At 65.8% G+C, this 22,019-nt stretch carries 17 protein-coding genes; 10 read left to right on the top strand and 7 right to left on the bottom strand.

The annotated features are described in order from the left end of the window. The first annotated feature begins 199 nt into the window (after positions 1 to 199). The 4 genes from gyrB to ACVW1B_RS34260 all read left to right on the top strand — a co-directional run bounded on the left by gyrB (position 200) and on the right by ACVW1B_RS34260 (position 6,175). Positions 200 to 2,635, top strand: a complete 2,436-nt coding sequence (gene gyrB, locus ACVW1B_RS34245; RefSeq protein WP_018269243.1) for a DNA topoisomerase (ATP-hydrolyzing) subunit B — start codon at positions 200 to 202, stop codon at positions 2,633 to 2,635. 322 nt (positions 2,636 to 2,957) lie between these two features. Next, positions 2,958 to 4,250, top strand: coding sequence for a UDP-N-acetylglucosamine 1-carboxyvinyltransferase (murA, locus tag ACVW1B_RS34250; protein WP_016842674.1), 1,293 nt, complete (start codon positions 2,958 to 2,960; stop codon positions 4,248 to 4,250). 57 nt (positions 4,251 to 4,307) lie between these two features. Beyond that, positions 4,308 to 5,705 carry an MATE family efflux transporter gene (locus ACVW1B_RS34255; RefSeq protein ID WP_092080955.1) on the top strand — a complete coding sequence of 466 codons (1,398 nt, stop codon included), beginning with the start codon at positions 4,308 to 4,310 and terminating at the stop codon, positions 5,703 to 5,705. Next, a complete protein-coding gene (locus ACVW1B_RS34260) occupies positions 5,702 to 6,175 on the top strand; it encodes a DUF2867 domain-containing protein (protein WP_310882974.1) in 474 nt (157 codons plus the stop codon). Before ACVW1B_RS34255 ends, ACVW1B_RS34260 begins: the two co-directional genes overlap by 4 nt. A gap of 14 nt (positions 6,176 to 6,189) precedes the next feature. On the opposite strand, the gene ACVW1B_RS34265 is transcribed toward ACVW1B_RS34260, so the two are convergent. Further along, positions 6,190 to 7,329 (bottom strand): FUSC family protein, encoded by a 1,140-nt coding sequence (locus tag ACVW1B_RS34265; RefSeq protein WP_253605888.1) that lies wholly within the window; start codon positions 7,327 to 7,329, stop codon positions 6,190 to 6,192. Positions 7,330 to 7,491: 162 nt separating this feature from the next. On the opposite strand from ACVW1B_RS34265, the gene ACVW1B_RS34270 reads away from it, so the two are divergent. After that, positions 7,492 to 8,862, top strand: a complete 1,371-nt coding sequence (locus ACVW1B_RS34270; protein ID WP_253588327.1) for an MmgE/PrpD family protein — start codon at positions 7,492 to 7,494, stop codon at positions 8,860 to 8,862. A gap of 273 nt (positions 8,863 to 9,135) precedes the next feature. Here the strand turns inward: ACVW1B_RS34270 and ACVW1B_RS34275 are convergent, their stop codons facing one another. The 4 genes from ACVW1B_RS34275 to ACVW1B_RS34290 form a co-directional block, all read right to left on the bottom strand. Continuing rightward, the gene (locus ACVW1B_RS34275) at positions 9,136 to 9,426 is read right to left on the bottom strand and encodes a DUF1330 domain-containing protein (RefSeq protein WP_253605886.1); all 291 of its coding nucleotides are present in this window, start codon (positions 9,424 to 9,426) and stop codon (positions 9,136 to 9,138) included. Between the two features lie 129 nt (positions 9,427 to 9,555). Then, positions 9,556 to 10,983, bottom strand: a complete 1,428-nt coding sequence (locus ACVW1B_RS34280) for a serine hydrolase domain-containing protein (protein WP_456822762.1) — start codon at positions 10,981 to 10,983, stop codon at positions 9,556 to 9,558. A gap of 328 nt (positions 10,984 to 11,311) precedes the next feature. Continuing rightward, entirely contained in the window at positions 11,312 to 12,385 is a 1,074-nt protein-coding gene (locus ACVW1B_RS34285; protein ID WP_456822763.1) for a helix-turn-helix domain-containing protein, read from the bottom strand. A 31-nt stretch (positions 12,386 to 12,416) separates the two neighbouring features. Next, positions 12,417 to 12,992 carry a GNAT family N-acetyltransferase gene (locus tag ACVW1B_RS34290; protein ID WP_253605880.1) on the bottom strand — a complete coding sequence of 192 codons (576 nt, stop codon included), beginning with the start codon at positions 12,990 to 12,992 and terminating at the stop codon, positions 12,417 to 12,419. 293 nt (positions 12,993 to 13,285) lie between these two features. Here ACVW1B_RS34290 and ACVW1B_RS34295 point away from each other — a divergent pair, with 293 nt between their 5' ends. From ACVW1B_RS34295 to ACVW1B_RS34310, 4 genes are all read left to right on the top strand, one after another. Beyond that, positions 13,286 to 14,203 (top strand): pirin family protein, encoded by a 918-nt coding sequence (locus ACVW1B_RS34295; protein WP_028335539.1) that lies wholly within the window; start codon positions 13,286 to 13,288, stop codon positions 14,201 to 14,203. An 84-nt stretch (positions 14,204 to 14,287) separates the two neighbouring features. Further along, on the top strand, positions 14,288 to 15,202 hold the full coding sequence (locus ACVW1B_RS34300) for a phosphoribosylaminoimidazolesuccinocarboxamide synthase (RefSeq protein ID WP_253605878.1): 915 nt from the start codon (positions 14,288 to 14,290) through the stop codon (positions 15,200 to 15,202). 198 nt (positions 15,203 to 15,400) lie between these two features. Next, the gene (locus ACVW1B_RS34305) at positions 15,401 to 16,207 is read left to right on the top strand and encodes a crotonase/enoyl-CoA hydratase family protein (protein ID WP_253605876.1); all 807 of its coding nucleotides are present in this window, start codon (positions 15,401 to 15,403) and stop codon (positions 16,205 to 16,207) included. A gap of 342 nt (positions 16,208 to 16,549) precedes the next feature. Continuing rightward, a complete protein-coding gene (locus ACVW1B_RS34310; protein WP_456823080.1) occupies positions 16,550 to 18,703 on the top strand; it encodes a SulP family inorganic anion transporter in 2,154 nt (717 codons plus the stop codon). A gap of 120 nt (positions 18,704 to 18,823) precedes the next feature. Here ACVW1B_RS34310 and ACVW1B_RS34315 read toward each other — a convergent pair whose 3' ends face one another. Both ACVW1B_RS34315 and ACVW1B_RS34320 read right to left on the bottom strand, forming a co-directional pair. After that, positions 18,824 to 20,200, bottom strand: a complete 1,377-nt coding sequence (locus ACVW1B_RS34315) for an NAD(P)/FAD-dependent oxidoreductase (protein ID WP_253605875.1) — start codon at positions 20,198 to 20,200, stop codon at positions 18,824 to 18,826. Between the two features lie 54 nt (positions 20,201 to 20,254). After that, positions 20,255 to 20,956, bottom strand: coding sequence for a GntR family transcriptional regulator (locus ACVW1B_RS34320; protein WP_253605874.1), 702 nt, complete (start codon positions 20,954 to 20,956; stop codon positions 20,255 to 20,257). A 143-nt stretch (positions 20,957 to 21,099) separates the two neighbouring features. Here ACVW1B_RS34320 and ACVW1B_RS34325 point away from each other — a divergent pair, with 143 nt between their 5' ends. Beyond that, positions 21,100 to 21,996, top strand: coding sequence for an amino acid ABC transporter substrate-binding protein (locus ACVW1B_RS34325; RefSeq protein ID WP_253605873.1), 897 nt, complete (start codon positions 21,100 to 21,102; stop codon positions 21,994 to 21,996). Positions 21,997 to 22,019: the final 23 nt, after the last annotated feature.

The following is a 22,019-nucleotide window of genomic DNA, read 5'->3' on the forward strand; positions in this document are numbered from 1 at the left end:
GAATCCGCCTTCGAAACGGGCTTTTCGAGACCGCCGGAATCGGCCTTTGAAAGCCTTGAAACAGGCCTAAAAAATCCTATTTATTCAATAGTTTGTAGATGGAGACTTTGCGCTAGGCGCAACCCCTCTTTCATGGCACAAATAGCGGAATCAGCGCCTCATATTGCGCAGCTGATTCGGATATCCTCGAAGGCCTCACATGACTGAACCTGCCCGGCAGACCCCTGCCGAATCTGAGCATCCCGTTCCGGCCGAATATGGCGCGGAATCGATCCGGGTGCTGAAGGGCCTCGACGCCGTCCGCAAGCGCCCCGGCATGTATATCGGCGACACCGACGACGGTTCCGGCCTGCACCACATGGTCTACGAGGTCGTCGACAACGCGATCGACGAGGCGCTGGCGGGCCATGCCAGCCGCGTCCTGGTCACCCTCAACGCCGACAATTCCGTCACCGTGTACGACGACGGACGCGGCATTCCGGTCGGCATCCACAAGGAGGAGGGCGTCTCGGCAGCCGAGGTCATCATGACCCAGCTGCACGCCGGCGGAAAATTCGACCAGAACTCCTACAAGGTCTCCGGCGGTCTGCACGGCGTCGGCGTCTCCGTCGTCAACGCGCTCTCCAGCAAGCTCGCGCTGCGGATCTGGCGCGACGACAAGGAGCACTACATCGAATTCGCGCACGGCGATGCCGTGGCGCCGCTCAAGGTGGTCGGCGATGCCCCTGGCAAGCGCGGCACCGAGGTCACTTTCCTCGCCTCGGTCGAGACCTTCAAGAACATCGAATATGATTTCGCGACGCTGGAGCACCGGCTGCGCGAGCTCGCCTTCCTCAATTCCGGCGTCAACATCGTGCTCTCCGACATGCGTCATGCGGTCGAGAAGCGCGAGGAGATGCACTATTCCGGTGGTGTCGAGGAATTCGTCAAATATCTCGACCGCAACAAGAAGGCGATCGTGCCGGCGCCGATCATGGTGCGCTCGGAAGCCAACGGCATCGGCGTCGAGGCGGCGCTATGGTGGAACGACAGCTACCACGAGAACGTGCTGTGCTTCACCAACAACATCCCGCAGCGCGACGGCGGCACCCATCTGGCCGGCTTCCGCGGCGCGCTGACGCGCCAGGTCAACGGCTATGCCGAGGCCAATGCGAAGAAGGAAAAGATCGCGCTGACCGGCGACGATTGCCGCGAAGGCCTCACCGCGGTGCTGTCGGTGAAGGTGCCCGATCCGAAATTCTCGTCGCAGACCAAGGACAAGCTGGTGTCCTCGGAGGTTCGACCGGTGGTCGAGAACGTCCTGAACGAGGCGCTCGCCGCCTGGTTCGAGGAGAATCCGAAGGAAGCCAAGGAGATCGTCGGCAAGGTGATCCAGGCCGCTGCGGCCCGCGAGGCCGCGCGCAAGGCGCGCGAGCTGACCCGCAAGAATCCGCTCAGCGTCTCCTCGCTGCCCGGCAAGCTCGCCGACTGCCAGGAGAAGGACCCGGCCAAGTCCGAACTGTTCATCGTCGAGGGCGACTCGGCAGGCGGCAGCGCCAAGCAGGGCCGCAACCGTGAATTCCAGGCGGTGCTGCCGCTGCGCGGCAAGATCCTCAATGTCGAGCGCGTCCGTCCCGACAAGATGCTGTCGTCCGAGCAGATCGGCACGCTGATCACCGCGCTCGGCACCGGCATCAGCGACGATTTCTCGGTCGACAAGCTGCGCTATCACAAGATCATCGTGATGACCGACGCCGACGTCGACGGCGCCCATATCCGCACGCTGCTGCTGACCTTCTTCTATCGTCAGATGCGCTCGATCATCGATGGCGGCTATCTCTATATCGCCCAGCCGCCGCTCTATAAGGTCTCGCGCGGCAAGTCCGAGCAATACCTGAAGGACGAGCGCGCCCTCGAGGACTATCTGATCTCGACCGGACTCGACGAATGCGTCTTCAAGCCGGCCTCCGGCGACGACCGCTCGGGCCGTGACCTGCTGTCGCTGGTCGAAGACGCCCGGGTCATCCGCTCGGTGCTGCGCAACCTGCATAGCCGCTATAATCGCGCCGTCATCGAGCAGGCCGCGATCGCGGGCGTGCTCAATCCCAGGATCACCGGCGATATCGCCACCGCCAATTCGGCGGCCGAATACATCGCCAAGCGGCTGGACGCCGTGGCCGAAGAGGTCGAGCGCGGCTGGATCGGCACCTTCACGGAAGGCCAGGGGTTCCAGTTCGAGCGCACCGTGCGCGGGGTCAGGGAATTCGCCGTGATCGACGACGCCTTCCTCGGCTCGGCCGACGCCCGCAAGCTCGACGAATACGCGACCGAACTGCAGGAGATCTACGTGCGCGCGGGCAAGCTGCGGCGCAAGGATGCCGAGCAGATCATCCACGGCCCGATCGACCTGTTCGAGGCCGTGACCGACGCCGCCCGCAAGGGCATCTCGCTGCAGCGCTACAAAGGTCTCGGCGAGATGAACCCGGAACAGCTCTGGGAGACCACGCTGGACACCGAGGCGCGCTCGCTGCTGCAGGTGAAGATCAAGGAGGTCGACGAGGCCGACGATATCTTCACCAAGCTGATGGGCGACGTGGTCGAGCCGCGCCGCGAGTTCATCCAGGACAATTCGCTCAGCGCCACCATCGACATCTAGGAGGCCTGCGGCGCATTACACCACCGTCATTGCGAGGAGCGAAGCGACGAAGCAATCCATTTTTCAGCTTGCGGCGCGATGGATTGCTTCGCTCCGCTCGCAATGACGTGGATCGTACAGTGCACACTACTTCCATTACCCTGGAGGCGAGCAACCGTCCTGACGGGTGACATCTCCGTCACAGCGCGACCGGCGCCGTCGCGGCGCTACCTTTCGTGTGGAAGCAGCGCCGCCAGTTGTGTTACGGTGCCGGACGGCCGTTGATTCCGTTGTGGAATTTCCAATGGCCCCAGTCTGAATGATGCGTTAGGGGACATTCCGCGTGCCGCCGATCCAATACATCGTCGAAGGCGGCCGCCGCCTTTCGGGCACCATCGAGCCGTCGGGCAACAAGAACTCCGCGCTGCCGATCATCGCCGCGGCACTGCTCACCGAGCATCCGGTCACACTGACCAACGTGCCGCGCATCCGCGACACCGAAACGCTGGTCGAATTGTGCCGCTCGGTCGGCGCCACCGCCGAATGGACCGAGCGCAACACGCTGCAGATTCATGCCAAGGAGATTCGCGCCGCCGATCTCGATCCGGCGCTGTGCGCGCGCATCCGCGCCTCGATCCTGCTCGCAGGCCCGCTGCTCGCCCGCTGCGGCGAGGTCGCGCTGCCGCCGCCCGGCGGCGACGTGATCGGCCGCCGCCGGCTCGACACGCACTTCCTGGCCTTCGAGCAGCTCGGCGCCACCGTCACCGCGACGCACCGGCTGGAATTCCGCGCCACGCGGCTGAAGGGCGCCGACGTGTTCCTCGATGAGCCCAGCGTCACCGCGACGGAGAACGCGCTGGTCGCCGCAGTCGCGGCGCGCGGCACCACCTATCTGCGCAACGCGGCCTCCGAGCCGCATGTGCAGGACCTCGCCAATTTCCTGATCGCGCTCGGCGCCAAGATCGAAGGCGTCGGCACCAACACCATCATCGTGCACGGGCCGGCAACGCTCGGCAGCACGACTTTCGCGATCCAGCCCGACCATATCGAGGTCGGATCGCTGATCGGGCTCGCCGCGGTGACCCGCTCGCCGCTACGCATCGCGCGCGCCGGCGTCGAGCATCTGCGCTCGATCCGGATGGGCTTTGAGCGGCTCGGCATCGTCTGCGGCGTCGAGGGCGACGACCTCGTCGTCCCGTCCGGCCAGACCATGAAGATCCAGGACGATTTCGGCGGCCATGTGCCGAAGCTCGAGGACCAGCCCTGGCCGGCCTTCCCGGCCGACCTGATGTCGATCGCGATCGTCACCGCGACGCAGTGCGACGGCGTCATCCTGATGCACGAGAAGATGTTCGAATCCCGGATGTTCTTCGTCGACAACCTGATCGCGATGGGTGGCCGCATCGTGCTGTGCGACCCGCACCGCGCGATCGTCGCCGGCCCCAGCCGGCTGCGCGGCGCGCCGATGAACTCGCCCGACATCCGGGCCGGTATGGCGATGCTGCTGGCCGCGGTGTGTGCCGAGGGCACCTCCACCATCAACAACGCCGACCAGATCGAGCGCGGCTATGAGCGGATCGATGAGCGGCTCAACGCCCTCGGCGCCAAGATCAAGCGGATTCCCGCGCGATCGTGATTCCCTGCGGCAGCTTGGCCATCCTTCCGGCCGGTTTGCCGTGCTAAGCGTGCCGTCATGACCTGCATCGACAAGATCGACCCGGCCGCGCCGAACGCGGCCGTTGTCGTCCCTCGCAACCTGCTCACGGCCGAGCTCGCGGAAACGCTGAAGCTCGCGGTGCCGCTCGCGCTGACGCAGCTCGGGCAGATCGCGATGATGACGACCGATCTCGCCTTCATCGGCCGGCTCGGCAGCGAAAACGTCGCCGCCGCGGCGCTGGCGCACACCGTGTATTTCGTCAGCTTCACCATTGGCATGGGCATGATGTCGGCGGTCTCGCCCCTGGCCGCGCAGGCGTTCGGCGCGCGCAACCCGCGCGTGATGCGGCGCGCGCTCCGCGTCGGCCTGTGGGCCGGCTTCTTCATGGTGCTGCCGCTGATGGCGCTGCCGTTCCAGGGTGAGCGCATCCTGCTCGCGCTCGGCCAGACCCAGGCCACCGCGCATCTGGCGCAGCAATATCTGTTCGGTCTCGCCTGGGGCATCCTGCCGGCGCTGTGGTTCATCGCGCTCCGCGGCTTCATGAGCGCGGTGAACCGGCCGGAGCCGGTGCTATGGATCACGCTCGCGGCGATCCCGGCCAATGCGCTGATGGTCTACCTGTTGCTCTACGGCAAATGGGGCATGCCCGAACTCGGCATGTTCGGCGCCGGACTTGCGACCACGATCGTCAATCTCGGCACCTTCCTTGCCGGCGTGTGGTTCGCGGCGCGCCGCCGCCCGTTCCGCAAGTACCACGTATTCAGCCGCGTCTGGCGCATCGACTGGCCGCTGATGGGCAAGCTGGTCGCCGTCGGCGCGCCGATCTCGATCGCCTTCCTGCTGGAATACGGCCTGTTCGGCGCGGCCGGACTGCTGATGGGGCTGATCAGCACCACGGCGCTGGCCGCGCACCAGATCGCGCTGCAGATCGCGGCGATCCTGTTCATGGTGCCGTTCGGCGTCAGCATGGCCGCCACCGTGCGGGTCGGCCAGGCCGTTGGCCGCCGCGATACCGACGCTGTACAGCGTGCCGGCTTTGTCGCGATCGCGCTCAGCGGCATCTTCATGAGCGTCATGACGCTCGCGGTGATCCTGGCGCGCTTCGAGATCGCAGCGCTGTTCCTCGGCGAGGCCTCCGACACCACCGCGCAGCTCACCGCGGCGCTGCTGTTGATCGGGGCGACCTTCTTCATCGCCGACGGCATCCAGACCACCACCGCGGGCGCGCTGCGCGGCATGAACGACACCCAGGTGCCGCTGCTGTTCGCCGTCATCAGCTATTGGCTGATCGGCTTCGCGTCGGCCTCCGCGCTCGCCTTCTGGGTGAAGCTCGACGCCGCCGGTGTCTGGATCGGGCTGTCGCTCGGGACGGCGGTCTATGCGACCCTCCTTGTCTTGCGTTTCCGCCTGCTGGCACGCAGACTGGGCAAATGAGGGTCGACGAGGTCACGCCGAACGTGGATTCCGCCGCGCTGCTCGCCGGCGCGCAGTTCGTCGACGCGTTCCGCATCGCGACCGCGCGCCCCGACCTCGATGCGCGGCACGCCGCCGAGGCGATGGTGGCGCGGCAGCCGCGCTGGATCGAATGGCTGCTTGCCCTGCGTAATTTCATCGTCGCGCCGCTTGGCCTGAAAACCTCGGGCGCAGCCGACGGCGCGACACGCGACATGATCGGGATCTTTCCGGTGGTCAGTGAGACGCCGGAGCGGCTGGTCGCGGGCTTCAACGACAAGCATCTCGACTTCAGGCTCGTCGTCGACGTCGCCTCCGCGGGAGCTGTGCGCAGCATCACCGCGACTTCGCTGGTGCTCACCCACAACTGGTTCGGGCGCGCCTATCTCGCGGTGATCCTGCCGTTCCACCGCCTGATCGTGCCCGCGATGCTGCGCAAGGCCGGAGGCTGAACTACTACTCGATCTCAAGCCGCGCTCTTCTCCGGCGTGTCGGCGACGATCTTCTCGGAGGCCTCGGCGTTGGTACACCAATTGCCGTGGCAGCGCTTGAGGTCGTTGAGATTCTGCCGCATCTGGTCGAGCGAGAAGCCAAGCGCATAGAAGCGCTCGGCGGCATCGACCGGCAGGCCACGGATCAGCCCATCCCTTCGCACCGCGGCGACCTCCTCGCTATACGCATGCAGCGCGGCATCGACCGGCACCATGTCGGCCGGGCCGCTGCCGGCGCGCAACGCGGTCGCGACCGCCACCATGTAAGTCACGATCGCCTTGCTGACGTCGGCCAATGGCCGCGCCAGCCTCGCCTGGATATCGGCCGGCAGCGGCACCACACAGGCACGCCCGATCATCACGACGTCGTGCCGCAGCCGCTGGATGGTTCGCAGCAACGGCCCGGTGTCCGGTCCCGACGACAGATGCATCGAGCGCTCGCGCTCGGCCTCAAGGCCGGTCGCGTGCAGATTGCTCACCGCGGTGCCGATGCCGTCCTGGATCCGGTGCAGCGCGTCGTTGTCGAGGCCGCGGGTCAGGCCGGCGAGCAATTCGGCGAACGCCGCCGACAGCAGCTCCAGCAGGTTCGATGCATTGACCCTGATCTGACTGACCGCGCGCGACGGCAGCACCAGGAACGAGATCAAAAGCCCGGTGAGCGCGCCGACCGTCACCTCGAGGACGCGGTCGATCGCGGAATCCAGCGGGTTGGAGTGATGCATCGTCGGCAGCAGCAGCACGATCACTGCCGTCACGGTCGCAGAGTTCAGGCTCGGATTGAGCGCGGCGATGAAGGCCAGCGGCACGATCGCCAGCACCAGCAGCGCCAGCAGGCTGCCCTCGCCGGAATGCGGGATCAGCACCGCGATCGCGCCGCCATAGACGGCGCCGCCGATGGTACCGAGCATGTAGTCGCGGCTGGCCTTCAGCGAGCGGCCGACGCTCATCTGGGTCACGATCAGCGAGGTCAGCACCGCCCAGAGCGGCAGCATCAGGTTGAACGCCAGCGCGATGGTATAGGCCGCCACGCCGGCGGACGCGATCCGGACCGCCAGCGCCAGCTGCGTCTTGCGAGCCCAGAGCTGGTCGAACATGCGTTTTGCGAAGGTCCTCATGCACCGTGATCCGCAATCAAAGGAAAGGCCCGTGTTACATGACTTGAAGCTAACCGACCTGAAGCTAACCGATTTGGAGCATGGCAGCTGCCCGCGGCGGCAAGGTGGCTTGAAAGGCCTGACCTGCCCGCCTACCCTGCGCCGCAAAATTGAGGAAACACGATGGCCCACGAAACCGCAACGCTCGCCGCCTATGTCGCCGACCTGAAATATTCCGACATTCCGCCGGAGGTGCTGGAGCGCGCCAAGGTTTTGACGCTGGATTTCCTCGGCAGCACCATCCGCGCCCGGCGCGATGCGGAATCGACGCCGTCGCTGATGAAGATGCTGGAGGCGCTGGCGCTCGACGGCAAGGGCGAAGCCACCGTATTCGGCGACACCAAGACCTGGACCCCGGCGGTCGCGGCGCTGCTCAACGGCGCGCTCGGCCATTCGCTCGACTTCGACGACACCCATGCCGATTCCTCGCTGCATCCGAGCGCACCGGTGGTGCCCGCCGCGTTCGCGGTCGGCGAGATGGTCGGCGCCTCCGGCCGCGACGTGCTGACCGCGATCGTCGCCGGCTATGAGGTGTGCTGCCGGCTCGGCAACGCGCTCGACCCGACCTCGCATTACGCCCGCGGCTTCCATCCGACCGCGACCGCCGGCACCTATGGCGCTGCCGCGGCGGCGGCCAAGCTGTTCGGCTTGTCGAAGGAGCAGATCGTCTCCGCTTTCGGCGTCTCCGGCAGCCAGGCCGCGGGCTCGCTGCAGTTCCTGGTCAACGGCGCCTGGAACAAGCGCTACCAGGTCGGCGCCGCCGCGATGAACGGCGTGATCGCCGCGACCCTGGCGCGCAACGACTTCATCGGCTCGAGCGAGTCGGTCGAAGGCAAGCACGGCCTTCTGGTCGGCTATACCGATGACGCTCATCCGGACAAGGCGGTGGCGGACTTGGGCCACACCTATGAGACGCTGAAGATCGGCGTGAAGCCGTATCCGAGCTGCCGCTACACTCACGCCGCGATCGACGCGCTGATCGCGATGCGACGCGAGCACAATCTGACGCCGGACCAGATCAGGAAGGTCGAGATCGGCCTGCACCGCAACGGCATCACGCTGACCGGCGACGCCGCCACCAAGCGCCACCCGACCTCGGTGGTCGGCGGCCAGTTCTCGATGTTCTTCACCGGCGCGATCGCGCTCGACCAGGGCCATTTCGGCTGGGACGATTACGACCGGCTGGGCGACAAGGCCATCGACGCGCTCGCCGACAAGTTCGACGTGGTGCAGGACGACCGGCTCGAGGTCGGCCGCACCCATCCGTTCGGCGCCCGCGTCTCGATCACGACAGACGACGGTACCCATGAGCGCCTCTACGCCGATCCCTCCGGCGAGCCGACCTCTTTCCCCGACGCAAAGGCGATGCAGCAGAAATTCCTGACGCTGGCTCGCCCGGTGCTCGACAAGCGCGCCGACCAGCTCGCCGACGCCATCCTGACGCTGGAGCGCTTCGATCGCGTGGAGAAGGCGACGCAGCTGGGAAGGCAGTAAGCAGGCCGTCGAGGCGCAGGCTGCACGCCACGCCCACAGCTGTCGTCCTGGCGAAAGCCAGGACCCATAACCACCGCATTTGATCATGAACGGGATCGTGGCCCCAGCGTCGCGCAACAAGTCTCATTTGGGGTAATGGGTCCCGGCCTTCGCCGGGACGACGACGGCGGGGATGCGTCGTAATTCAAGAAGTCAAACAGCGCGGTGTCATCGCCCGCGTGGCGAAATGGATTCCGGGCTCATGCTTCGCATGCCCCGGAATGACGGCGCGCCTTACTCCGCTCCATCGATAATCACAAAATCCCCCTCTGAATATTTCTGTCGGATCGCCTTCGCGGCCTGATATTCCGGGCAGGTGTAACAGTCCATCGCAGTGGCGTGATCCCTGAACTCGATGACGAAGTTGCGCTGGCGCGTTGTGCCTTCCATCACCTCATAGGGGCCATTGCGCACGATGAAATTGGCGCCGTATCTGGCGAATACCGGCATCGCGGCGGCGAGATATTCGGGATAGCGCGCTTCGTCGTGAACCGTGACGTGCACGATCCAGTAGGCTTTCGGCATGATGGTCTCCGGCTGACGCGTGGTTCAAGAAACTGTGGCGCACCTCCTCACGAGATGCGCCATCGCATCAGAAAATTCCGGAGGCCGAGATTCAATTCACGATCGCGCGGGCGCTGTGTGACGTGCCGGTCAATTGCCGCCCGCGAGCCGCGGACTTATGGAAGTCGATGTAACCACATCGCGAACCAGATCGAACACGCCGTCCGCCTCGGGCGGCATGTTCGGCGAGCGGCCGAGGCGCACGATGACGAGCCGCTGTGACGGCACGATAATCACATATTGCCCGATCGTGCCCTTGGCGAAGAAGGCATCGCGCGGCCAGCCGTGCTCGACACGGAAGCGAGCGCCAAAGCTGTCGCCGAGATTGGTCCAGAAGCCCGCGCCATAGCCGACCCAGGCATTCGGCGTCGGCGATGCCGAGTACTTCACCCAGCCCTCTGGCAGGATGCGCTTGCCGCCGACCACGCCGTCATTGAGATAGAGCTGACCCAAGCGCGCCCAGTCGCGCGCGCTCGCCATCATCGCACCCGATCCTTCCGGTGTGCCCGCAGCATCGAACTGCATCACGACATTGCGCATGCCGAGCGGATCGAACAATTCGGCCCGCGCGAAGCGCATCACATCAGCCGCATGCCCGCCGGCGGCGTTGCGGATCAGATGCGAGAGGATCAGGTAGTTGCCGTCGTGATAGTTCCAGACCCGGCCGGGCGCGCTCTCCAGCGGAGCGCTCGCGGCGAAGGCGGCCATATCCGATTCCATGAACTTCATGCGGTTGACCGGCTCGAGCACGGATGCCAGCGACGCCTGCAGCGAGCTGCCGAGCGCAAGCCCTGCGGTGTGGCGCAACAGCTCGTCGACCGTGATCGCGTGGCGCGGATCGTCGGGATTCCGCCAGGCCGCGATCGGGACCGGCTGGTCGCGCGTCAGCCTGCCCTCGCGGACGAGGATTCCGATCAGGGCCGAGATCGCCGACTTGCTCATGGAGAAGCCGAGCAGCGGCGTGTCGATGCCGATGCCGTTGGCGTAGCGCTCGGCGACGATGCGGCCATCCTTCATCACGACGACAGCGCGGGTGCGGCGGAACGGCGGCTCGGCCGGCTCGGCAAAGGCGCGGTCGAGCGCAGCCGCAAGCTGCGGGGTCTGCGGCGGGACGAGCTCCGGACCCGCGATCTCGGGCAGCAGCGCGGCCTGCCGCTCGGCGGACGGCAGCGCAGTCCCGGCCAGCGTCTCGCCATGTTCGAGCGTGCAGCCCATGCCCTCGCGATAGACCGCATGGCTGCGGCCAAGCCCGAACAGCGTCACGGTGACGTCCTTGCGGTCGAGGTCGACCTCGGTGTCCATCGCCCAGGTGATCAGGCCGGCCCCCGGCATCGCGTCAGTGGTCTCGGTCAGGTTTCGCCTGGGGTCGAGCCCGCTGACGAAGGTCTCCGAGCAGATCACATTGGCGACAAAGCCGGTCGCGACCTCAGGCACATCGCGGGCGCGGGCGGCGGACAGCGCCAACGCACCGAAGGCGGTGGTGGCGGCGAGAATGAGAAAGAGCTTTCGACGGGTCACGGAATCCTCCGGCATGGCGCAATGGGCGCGTGGCCGGATCAGGCCGCAGGTGGCGGGAGAGCGCTCGCCGGATTTGGAAATCGGGCTGGCCGAGGATTGGAGGCGACTGGTCGATTCTGGAATTCTACAGCGATTACAAGGGCCTGTAATCACGACGCCCCTTACCTTCTCCCCTTGTGGGAGAAGGTGGCGCGGACGAAGTCCGCGACGGATGAGGGGTCTCTATCCGCGGAGACAAACCCCTCACCCGGCTTCGATGCTACCGCATCGAATCCACCCTCTCCCACAAGGGGAGAGGGTGCAGCGGTATCCGCCGCAAGCAGGACATCTACACCGCGCTTGCCTTCAGCTTCCTGTACTCCGTCGGCGTCACGCCGGTGGTCGCCTTGAAGGCGCGGTTGAAGGGGCCGAGCGACTGGAAGCCGGCATCCATGGCGATGGTGATGACCGGGACTTCGGCCTGGGAAGGATCGGCGAGCGCCGCCTTGGCCTCCTCGATCCGGTGGTTGTTCAAGAAGACATTGAAGTTGCGGTAGCCGAGCCGCTGGTTGATCAGCCGCCGGAGACGATATTCGGGAATCTTCAGCCGGGTCGCCAGCGTGCCGATGGTGACGTTGTCGTGGCGGTAGACCCGCTCGTCCGCCATCAGCCGCATCAGGGCATCGACCAGCTTGCGGTCGGCTGCCTCCTCGGCCGCGGCTGGCTTCGTCAGCACGACAGCCTCCGCCGGCACCGTGAACAGGTCGGCGCCGTCGACGCGCATCATCGCCCAGGTGGTTGCGGCCACGATGGCGGTGAGCACGGCCGCGTTCACCAGGTTGGCCCATTCCACGGTCACGCGGCTGCCGGCATAGGCAATCTGCAGCAGCGCGTTCAATCCGCCGTACAGCGCAGACGCGGCGACGATGAAGACGCGGACACGTCGGCGACGCTCGACCAGATCCGCCGACCACGATCCGATGGTTTGCGCCACCGCGAGCGCAACGAAGGCGAGCGTGAGCGAATTGACCATGATGATCGCGATCTGCGCGTGACCGGCGGGTGCAATCCACATGCAACTGACGAAGCTGTAGGCCACGACCGCGGCCCAGATCAGGCCGTGCCACCAGCGCAGCTGAAACGCGTCATCGAACAGCGCGCGCGTGAACAGCCAGAACACCACGATATCGCCGGTCGAGAGCGCGATCAGTGGCGCATGCCAGTCCGAGACCGGCGGCCCGGCGCCGATCGAGGCGGTCACCGCATGCGCGGCCGCGCCGAGCGCGAAGGCGGCTGCAAGGCGCCCGGAAAGCGCCTTGCGAAAGTCAGTGAGCAGCAAGGCGGCAAGCACCAGCAGCAGCGCCACGCTGGCGCTGCGCAGGCAGAGTTCAAGTGCGGCCCAATGTGAAGCAGCCGATGTCATCGCCGAACAATCGTCGGTCGGACGTGGTTTTTCAAGATGGCTCGCGCTGCCAGCGCTGACGCGACGTCACCCAGATATCGACGACGTCACCCTCGAGCTGGCCCGGCCCATCATTCACGGCACTGAGCCGCCGCGCCACGGCCTGGGAAGCTGCGTTGGCCGGATCGATGCAATGGATGATGCGGTCGACCGTGAAGTTCGCGAACACAAAGTCGATCGCGGCACGCGCCGCTTCCACCGCATAGCCCTTGCCGCGATGCTCTTTGGCGATGCCCCAGCCGACCTCGAAGCCGGGCCATTCCGGCGGATAATACGGGCCGACGCGCCCGATGTAGTGGGCGGAAGACTTCTCCTCCACCGCGAACATGCCGAAGCCGTATAGCGCCCAGTGGCCCGAGATGACGGCGGCATTGCGCCAGCCCTTCAGCGCCGACGTGACCGGCTGATGATCCGGCGTGATGAAGCGCGCCGTCTCGGGATCGGACAGCATTTTCGTGTTCTCAGCGACATCGGATGCGCGCCACGGCCGCAGGATGAGCCGCGCGGTCTCGATCACGGGACCATCGACCTGCAGCAGTCTTGCGCCTGGCTTGATCAGAGAAACCATGACTGTCTCCGGTTTCCAAGTTTGAACTTGCTGCCATCGAGAGCAGGTGCAAGCCACAAGTAATTCGTCGTCCCTGCGAAAGCAGGGACCCATAACCACCGATAACACTTGATGAGCAGGGCTGGGGCCGCAGCCTTCGCAAGACTAGCATCGGTGGTTATGGGCCCCGGCTCGCGCGGAGCCTGTCATCGGGCGGCGCTTCGCGCCGACCCGTTGGCTTGGCCGGGACGACGGATAGAGAGTATGATCACGGCAAGAGAGTATCATCGCTACACTACTGTAAGGAGTCCGACATGAGTTGGCAGCCCTCGACCGATCCCGAACTCGGCGATCCCAAGACCTGCGACGCGCTGGATCTGATCATCGTGCCGCGCACCCGCGATCTCGGCGACGGCTTTGCGGTGCGCCGCGCATTGCCGCACGGCAAGCGGCAGATGGTCGGGCCCTTCATCTTCTTCGACCATTTCGGGCCGGTGCAGTATCTCGCCGGCAAGGGCATGGACGTGCGGCCGCATCCGCATATCGGGCTCGCCACCGTCACCTATCTGTTCGACGGCAGCATCATGCACCGCGACAGCGAGGGCAACATCCAGGAGATCCAGCCCGGCGCGATGAACCTGATGACCGCGGGCCGCGGCATCGCGCATTCCGAGCGCACCCCCGACGTGCAGCGCCGCGACGGCCAGAAGATGCTGGGCCTGCAAAGCTGGATCGCGCTGCCGGCGGGCAAGGAGGAGATCGCGCCGTCGTTCCAGCACTATGGCGCCGGCGATCTGCCGATGATCTCCGAGCGCGACTTCACCGCGCGCATCATCGCGGGCTCCGCGTTCGGCATCACCTCGCCGGTCAGCATGGTCTCGCCCTGGTTCTACACCGAGGTGACCGCAAAGGCCGGCACCTCGGTGCCGCTCGACCCCGATCACGAGGAACGCGCGATCTACCTCGTCGACGGCGAGGTCGAGATCGCGGGCGACCGCCACGAGGGGCCGAGGCTCCTGATCTTCCGGCCCGGCGACCGCATCACCGTCAAGACGCTGCGGCCGACCCGCATGATGTTCCTCGGCGGCGACGCCCTGGAAGGGCCGCGCCACATCTGGTGGAATTTCGTCTCGTCATCCAAGGAGCGGATCGAGCAGGCCAAACAGGACTGGAAAACCGGGCGTTTCGCGCAGGTTCCGCACGAACACGAGTTCATTCCGCTACCGGAGTGAGCTATTTCCTGTGATAACCTCGAACGCCCGCACGCCTCGTGCGGGCGCTCGTCTTTGCAAAGCCACCTAGAAAGACCCTCGCCCATGACCGCGATGCTATCCAGCGATTTGCCCCTGCCCCGGATCGGCCGCGGCAAGGTGCGCGATATCTACGCCGTTGGCGACGATCGCGTGTTGCTGCTGACCACCGATCGCATCTCGGCATTCGACGTGGTGATGGCGGAAACCATTCCGATGAAGGGCGCGGTGCTGACCCAGATCAGCGCCTGGTGGTTCCGGCAGCTTGAGGGCACCGTGCCGCATCACATGATCAGCGCCGATGCCGACGAGATCATCCGCGCGGTGCCTGAACTGAAGGATCATCGCGCCGACATCCTCGGCCGCGCGATGCTGTGCAAGCGCACCACCGTGTTCCCGATCGAATGCGTGATCCGCGGCTACATCTCCGGCTCGGCGTGGAAGGAGTATGCAGCCGATGGCACGCTTGCCGGCGAGAAGCTGCCGGCCGGCCTGGTCGAGAGCCAGAAGCTCGAACCCGCGATCTTCAGCCCGGCGACCAAGGCCGAGGCCGGCCATGACGAGAACATCACGGTTAAGCGGGTGCGCGAGATCGTCGGCGCCGACGTCGCCGCGACGCTGGAGAAGATGGCGCGCGACGTCTATAGCTACGGCGAGCAGACCAGCCGCGCCCGCGGCATCATCATCGCCGACACCAAATTCGAGTTCGGCCGCGACAAGGACGGCCGCATCATCCTGATCGACGAGGTGATGACGCCGGATTCGTCGCGGTTCTGGGCGGTCGATGCCTACAAGCCCGGCCAGTCGCAGCCGAGCTTCGACAAGCAGCCACTGCGCGACTATCTCGACGTCGAGCGCCGCGCCGGCCGCTGGAACGGCGACGCGCCGGCCCCGCCGCTGCCGGCCAGCGTGGTGGATGCGACGAGCAAGCGGTATCTGGAAGCGTATCGCCGCGTGACGGGAAGCGAGCTGAAGGTTTAGCCGCAGCGTCATTGCGAGCCAACGGGTCGCGCGAAGGCGCGCCCGATGACAGGCTCGGCGAAGCAATCCATGGCGCCACAAGCCGAGGCATGGATTGCTTCGTCGCTACGCTCCTCGCAATGACGGCTGAGGTGTTGCAACGAACTCACCTCTGATGCCACTCTCCGGGCACAACAAGAACAGCCCAGGGAGCGCCCCATGTCCGATGCCGATACCGTGCTCGTCGAGCGCGACGGTCCTGTCACCATCATCTCGATCAACCGTCCGCACAACCGCAACGCCGTCGATGGCGCCACCGCGCGCAAGCTGTATGACGCGTTTCTCGCCTTCGATGCGGACGCGAGCGCATCCGTCGCGGTCTTCACCGGCACGGGCGGCTATTTCTGCGCCGGCGCCGATCTGAAGGCGGTGGCGGCGGGCGATCCCGAGAAAAAGCGCGAGGTCGGCGGCCACGACACGATCGCGCCGATGGGACCGAGCCGGCTGCGGCTGTCGAAGCCGGTGATCGCCGCGATCGAAGGCTTTGCGGTCGCCGGCGGCATGGAGCTCGCGCTGTGGGCCGACATGCGCGTCGTGGCCGAGGACGCAACCTTCGGCGTGTTCTGCCGCCGCTTCGGCGTGCCGCTGATCGATCTCGGCACCATCCGCCTGCCGCGACTGATCGGCCATTCGCAGGCGATCGACCTGATCCTCACCGGACGCCCGGTTGCCGGGCCCGAGGCGCATCGCATGGGGCTCGCGAACCGGCTGGTGCCGAAGGGCGAGACGCGCGCGCACGCCATCTCGCTCGCCAAGGACATCGCGAGATTCCCGCAGAACTGCCTGCGCGCCGACCGGCTGTCGGCGCTGCGGCAGTGGGACCTCGACGAGGAAGAGGCGATCAGGAACGAGATGCGCGGCGGGCTCGACGTGATAGCGTCAGGCGAAACGCTGTCGGGCGCGGCGCGCTTTGCCTCCGGCGTCGGCCGTCACGGCGCGTTCGGCAGTGAGGGCGGCCACGGCTGAAGATCACGTCTCGCTAGACTTCTCCTTCCCCCTGAAAGGGGGAAGGCCGGGATGGGGGTCAGCCGCAGGCGACGCTCTGTGCGGAGAAAGCAGATCCCCACCCGCTTTGCTCTGACGAGCAAAGCGACCTCCCCTTTTCAAGGGGAGGTTGACGCAATTCTGCGGCGCTGGGTTTCGCCGCGCTCTGCGCGAGAAGCGAAATGCCCGCGTTGAGAACCGACTGTCACAAAAATCCTGTTGTCGTCCTGCGCCGGGCTCGTCTACGACTGGCGGCGAAAGTTCAGGACATTTTTTAACGTGATTGGTCGATCGCTCTACTTCGGCTCGCAAGCGCGGCGAGCCATGCACGACGTGCTCGGCGGCGGCGCTGCCAGTGTGCTCGGCATCACGTTCGGCCTGTCCTACGCGCTCTTGATCTTCGCCGGGCCATTGTCGCCCTATCTGTCATACGGCGTGGCGGCGACATTCATTTCCTCGGCCGTGCTCGCGACCTTGATCGCGCTCGGTAGCTCGCTGCCCTTCGCCGTCGCCGGCCCCGACACCTCCACCGCGGCGGTGACGGGAATCCTGATGGCCTCGCTGGTCGAGCGCGTCAGTGCCGCCAACCCGACGGCGCTGCTGCTTGCGCCGGTGCTGATCACGCTCGGGCTCTCGACCATCGTCACCGGCATCGTGCTGTGCTGTCTCGGGCTGACACGGTTCGGCCGCGCCATCCGCTATGTGCCTTACCCTGTCGTCGGTGGATTCCTCGGGGCGACCGGCCTGTTGATCGTGCTGGGCGCGATCAGGGTGATCACCGGCTACCCTGTGCAGCTCAGCACCCTCTTCCACTTCACCAACATCATCACGATCTCCGAGCTCAGTGCCGCCTGCGCGATGGCGCTGGTGCTGTATCTGACCTGGCATCGCTCGCGCACCCCGTTCGGTCTGCCGATCATCCTGATCGGCGGCGTGATCGTGGCGCACCTCGTATTCTGGATCATCGGCATCACGCCCGAGGAAGCGCATCTGACCGGCTGGACCTTCGAGCCGCCGCCGGCATCGACCTTCATGCTGCCGTGGCACATGGCCGAGCTTGCGCAATATCCGTGGTCGGCGGTGCCGGACCTGCTCGGCAACATGATCGCCGTCGTGTTCGTCACCGCGGCGAGTACACTGTTCAACACCACCGGCATCGAGGTCGCGGTACATCGCGAGGCCAATCTCGAGCGCGAGCTCAATATCACCGGCTTCGCCAACATCCTGACCGGCGCGCTGGCCGGCTATGCCGGCTGCATCTCGGTCAGCCGCTCGATCCTGAATTTCTCCAGCGGCGGACGCAGCCGGCTCTCGGGGCTGACGGTCGCTGCGATCTCGCTGCTGATGCTGGCGGCGGCGCCGCAGCTGCTCGGCTACATGCCGAAATTCGTGCTCGGCGGCCTCCTGATCTATCTCGGCGCCGACCAGCTGCATAAATGGATAATCGAATCGCGCAAGCGGCTGTCGCAGACAGAATATGTGTCGCTGCTCGCGATCATCGCCATCATCGTGACCTGGGGCTTCGTGCCCGGCATCCTGATCGGCATCATCATCGGCTGCGCCACCTTTGCGCTCAGCGCGGCGCGGGTCGAGGCGATCAAATACGGTTTCGACGGCTCGGAATATCGCAGCTCGCTGGATCGCTCGCGCGACGACCGCGAGGTGTTGTCGGCCCATGGCGGCAAGATCCAGGGGCTGACCCTGCAAAGCTATCTGTTCTTCGGCTCCGCCAACCGGCTGTACCAGCACGTCAAGGCGCTGCTGCGCGAGCACCCGGAGTGCCGCTATCTGCTGTTCGACTTCAAGCTCGTTACCGGCGTCGATTCATCGGCGGCCTACAGTTTTGCGCAGATCAAGCGCAGCGCGCACGAGGTCGGCGTCGAGCTGGTGCTGGTGCATCTGTCGGCCAAGGCCGAGCAGGTGCTCCGCTCCAGCGATTTCATCGCCGAGGGCGTTACCGTGATCGACGAGCTCGATCGCGCGCTGGAGTGGTGCGAGAACGAGATCATCGCGCAGCACCAGGAGCTCGCGCAGGAGGAGGCCGACCTGCGCGGCTGGTTCGCGGGAATGCTCGACAGCGAGAACGACGCCGACGCGCTGATCCGGCGCTGCCAGCGCATCGAGGTCGACGCCGGCGAGGTCATTGTGCACGCCGGCGACGCCGCCGATTCCATGCACTTCATCCTCGACGGCCGCGTCGGCATCATGGTGCCCGCCGAGGACGGCCGCTCCACCCGGGTGCGCAGCCTCGGCCGCTACACCACGATCGGCGAGATGGGCCTCGTCTCGCAGGCCCCGCGCAGCGCCACCATCCAGGCCGAGATGGCGAGCGTGCTCTATGTGCTGAACACCCACCAGTTCGCCGCGATCCGCGACGAGGACCCCGAGCTCAGCCACAAGCTGCTGACCTATTTCGTGTCGGTGATGGCGGAGCGGCTGACGTTTGCCAATCGCACGATTGCGGTGCTGCGGCGCTAGACAAGGCGTAGCCCGGATGGAGCGCAGCGCAATCCGGGGTTATCGCCCCCCAGCAATATGGGTCCCGGATTTCGCTTCGCTTCATCCGGGCTACGACGCTGAAGCGAGGACGCGGATACGCTACAGCAACCCGCGGCTTTCGCTCGCCGCGAGCTCCGCCATCAGCGCCTTATCCTGATAGCGCGCGAGCGAAAGACTGCGGGCGAAGGCCGGCACGGGCGCGCCGACCACGGCGCGGGCGCAGAGATCGCCGGTGGCGCAGGCGCCCATGGTGCCGTAGCCCGACAGCGCGGTGGCGAGGAACACGCTTGGCGTCTTCGCCGCCCCGATCAGTGGCCAATTCTCTCTCGTCATCGGATAGTACCCGCCGTAATGCACGCGGTCGCGCGGCAGCGCGCCGAGATATTGCGCGAGCTTTGGCTGCAGCCGGATCGCCGCGCGCAGCACGACTTCGGGGAAATAGGGATTCAGCTCCGGCTCGCGAACCGGCTCGGTGGTCTGTTCCGCGTTGAACGCCCAGCCGAGCTTGATCCACTCGCCGTGATCGCCGCCGTCGGGCCGGCAATGGATGCTGCCCGGCATCGGCGCCAGCAGACGCGAAAATTCCGGCGCTGCTGACAGCGCCTCGCGCTCGTCATCGGACCAGCCCAGCGTCTGGCCGTCGAGATCGATCGCGAACGGCATTTTGCGATCGACCGCGCGGTTGCGGTCGGCGAACGCGATCTTCTGCTGCAGCACATTGAAGATCGGCAGCTCTTCGCCATGCATCGCCGCGACATGCGCCGCGAACGGGCCTGCGGCGTTGACGATGATGTCCGCCTTGATGATCTGCCTCGCGCCATCGGCCAGCACCTCGACGGAGAAGCGGTCGGTCTTCGCGATGCTGAGCACTTTGGCCTGCTGGAATTGCGCGCCGAGCGGCCGCATGGTCTCCAGCATGTACTGGCCGAGCTGCTGGCCGCTGATGTCGCCCGCGCGGCGGATATGCAGCGCGGTCGCGACCCCCTTGTCGAAGCTCGGATAGTGCGCCTGGATCAGGTCGCGGCCGAGCAGGACGTCGACCCCGTCGGGCGCGCTCTGCCAGTCCGCCGAATCCGGCGACAGATAGCCTCGGCTGGCGCCCTCATGCATGCGGATCAACTTTTCGGCCTGCGCGCCATAACCGGCATGGAGTTGCTGCAGCAGCTCTTGGGGCTTCTCCTCGCGCGTGACCAGAAGATAGCCGCGCCGGGTCATGTGGATGCGGTTGTCGCTGCGGCGCGCGATCGCCTCCATCAGGTCGGTGGAATGATTGGTGAAATCGGCCATCGTCGGATGCGGCCACCAGTTGCGGTAGTTCTCGCCCGACTGCGCCGAGGTCAATGCCATCGGCTGGCCTTCGTCGACGATCAGCAGGCGCGAACGTTTGTGCTGAACGGCGAGGTAATAGGCCGTGGCGATGCCGACGATGCCCGCACCGATCACCAGGATTTCGACGTCATTGGTCTTCACGCGCATTCTCCTGCGGCCGCGCAGCGCAGCCCGCGATCATTCACATTGTCTGAACGACGATCAGGCAGGGCGACCCTCGCCTGCATCGCGCAGCGCCTGGCGCTGCGCCGAGCGCAGCGTCTTCTGCGTCTCCTCGATATGATCGCGCAGCAGCCGGACCGCCTTCTTGACCTCGCCGTCGCGGCAGAATTCGAGCAGCCGGTAATGCTCGCGCTGCGGCCGCTCCTTTCCGGTCGCCTGCGACACCAGCGCCCGCGTGAAGCGGCCGACATGGCCGTAATTCGCCTCGATCATACTGAGCAGGCGCGGGCGATTGCACGGCGCGTAGAGCGTGGCGTGGAATTTCCAGTTGAAGGCGCCCCATTGCGCCGGATCGGGCTCGGCATCGTAGGCGCGGAGGATTTTCGTCGCCTCATCGAGATCGATCTCGCCCATGGCCGGGATCGCCAGGCGCAGCGCGTGGCATTCGAGCGCGATCCGGATCTCGAGCAGCTCGATCACCTCGTCGATCGACAAATCCGAGACCACCGCGCCGCGATTGGGCAGGAAGGTCACAAAGCCCTCGGCCTCGAGCTGGCGCAGCGCCTCGCGCACCGGGATGCGGCTGGTCCCGAACCGCGCGGCAAGCTCGTCCTGACGCAGCTGCAATCCCGGTGCGAGCTCGCCCGAGCTGATCGCGGTCCGCAATGCCTCGCGCACGGCGTCCGGTGCGGAGCCGTGGGGTCCGGCCCCTCGATGGCTGGTGACGGTTGCGGGCTCCATCCGGCTTCTCTCTCGCTGTGCGGCGGCGGCGGCCAGGATATCCAGCCTAGCCGATTGTATAAAATCAGTTTGCCGATTATGCAATGCTGTGTATAAAATCTCGCCTTATCATATCCAATATTGCCAACGTTCGCGAGCACCCGATGCATCAAGCCACCAAGCGATTGATCTGCCTAGCTTTTCTTGCGGCGGCGTCCGCCCCGGCACAGGCCCAATCGTCCGGCGGCACCCTGGCCAAGATCCGCGATGCCGGCGAAATCCGGCTCGGCCACCGCGACGTCTCGGTCCCGTTCTCCTATCTCGACGACAACCAGAAGCCGGTCGGCTTTGCGATGGACCTTTGCACCCGGATCGTCGATGCGGTGAAGGCCGAGCTCAAGCTGCCGGCGCTGCAAACCAGGCTGCAGCCGATCCAGCTCTCCACCCAGATCCCGCTGATCGAGAACGGCACCATCGACATCGTCTGCGGTCCCGCCACCAATACGCTGGAGCGGCAGAAGGTCGTCACCTTCAGCAACACGATCTTCGTGTCGAGCATCCGCGCGGTGGTGCAGAAGGACGCGCCGATCAAGACCTTTGAGGATCTCGGCGGCCGGCCGGTCTCGCTGACCTCGGGCTCGACCTCGATCGGACTGTTGAGTGCACGGGCCCAGGAGAAGAACTTTCAGACCAAGAACATCCTGACGGCGGACCACGCCGCATCGTTCCTCGCGCTGACCACCGGACGCAGCGAAGCCTTCGTGATGGACGACATTCTGCTGGCGAGCCTGATCGCCGGCAGCCGCAACCCTGCGGACTGGCGCATCATCGACGACAGCCTGCGCACCGAGCCCTACGGGCTGATCATCCGCAAGGGCGATCCGGAGTTCAAGACGCTGGTCGACAAGACGCTGGTCGCCATGATGAAGAACGGCGAATTCCAGGAGCTCTACGCAAAATGGTTCACGCGGCCGATCCCGCCGAAGAACGTGAACCTGAATTTTCCGATGACGGCGCCGCTGAGGGATGCCGTCGCCAACCCGAACGACAAGGGCGTGTGACGCAATCGCCGGATCGGCGGCGG

Source organism: Bradyrhizobium sp. USDA 4502, from assembly GCF_054063355.1.

What these genes read in the sequence shown, in the direction of transcription:
- gyrB (WP_018269243.1), top strand. Translation starts at nt 200, where the DNA reads ATGACTGAACCTGCCCGGCAGACCCCTGCCGAATCTGAGCATCCCGTT.
- ACVW1B_RS34255 (WP_092080955.1), top strand. Translation starts at nt 4,308, where the DNA reads ATGACCTGCATCGACAAGATCGACCCGGCCGCGCCGAACGCGGCCGTT.
- ACVW1B_RS34260 (WP_310882974.1), top strand. Translation starts at nt 5,702, where the DNA reads ATGAGGGTCGACGAGGTCACGCCGAACGTGGATTCCGCCGCGCTGCTC.
- ACVW1B_RS34265 (WP_253605888.1), bottom strand. Translation starts at nt 7,329, where the DNA reads ATGAGGACCTTCGCAAAACGCATGTTCGACCAGCTCTGGGCTCGCAAG.
- ACVW1B_RS34270 (WP_253588327.1), top strand. Translation starts at nt 7,492, where the DNA reads ATGGCCCACGAAACCGCAACGCTCGCCGCCTATGTCGCCGACCTGAAA.
- ACVW1B_RS34275 (WP_253605886.1), bottom strand. Translation starts at nt 9,426, where the DNA reads ATGCCGAAAGCCTACTGGATCGTGCACGTCACGGTTCACGACGAAGCG.
- ACVW1B_RS34285 (WP_456822763.1), bottom strand. Translation starts at nt 12,385, where the DNA reads ATGACATCGGCTGCTTCACATTGGGCCGCACTTGAACTCTGCCTGCGC.
- ACVW1B_RS34290 (WP_253605880.1), bottom strand. Translation starts at nt 12,992, where the DNA reads ATGGTTTCTCTGATCAAGCCAGGCGCAAGACTGCTGCAGGTCGATGGT.
- ACVW1B_RS34295 (WP_028335539.1), top strand. Translation starts at nt 13,286, where the DNA reads ATGAGTTGGCAGCCCTCGACCGATCCCGAACTCGGCGATCCCAAGACC.
- ACVW1B_RS34300 (WP_253605878.1), top strand. Translation starts at nt 14,288, where the DNA reads ATGACCGCGATGCTATCCAGCGATTTGCCCCTGCCCCGGATCGGCCGC.
- ACVW1B_RS34305 (WP_253605876.1), top strand. Translation starts at nt 15,401, where the DNA reads ATGTCCGATGCCGATACCGTGCTCGTCGAGCGCGACGGTCCTGTCACC.
- ACVW1B_RS34310 (WP_456823080.1), top strand. Translation starts at nt 16,550, where the DNA reads ATGCACGACGTGCTCGGCGGCGGCGCTGCCAGTGTGCTCGGCATCACG.
- ACVW1B_RS34315 (WP_253605875.1), bottom strand. Translation starts at nt 20,200, where the DNA reads ATGCGCGTGAAGACCAATGACGTCGAAATCCTGGTGATCGGTGCGGGC.
- ACVW1B_RS34320 (WP_253605874.1), bottom strand. Translation starts at nt 20,956, where the DNA reads ATGGAGCCCGCAACCGTCACCAGCCATCGAGGGGCCGGACCCCACGGC.
- ACVW1B_RS34325 (WP_253605873.1), top strand. Translation starts at nt 21,100, where the DNA reads ATGCATCAAGCCACCAAGCGATTGATCTGCCTAGCTTTTCTTGCGGCG.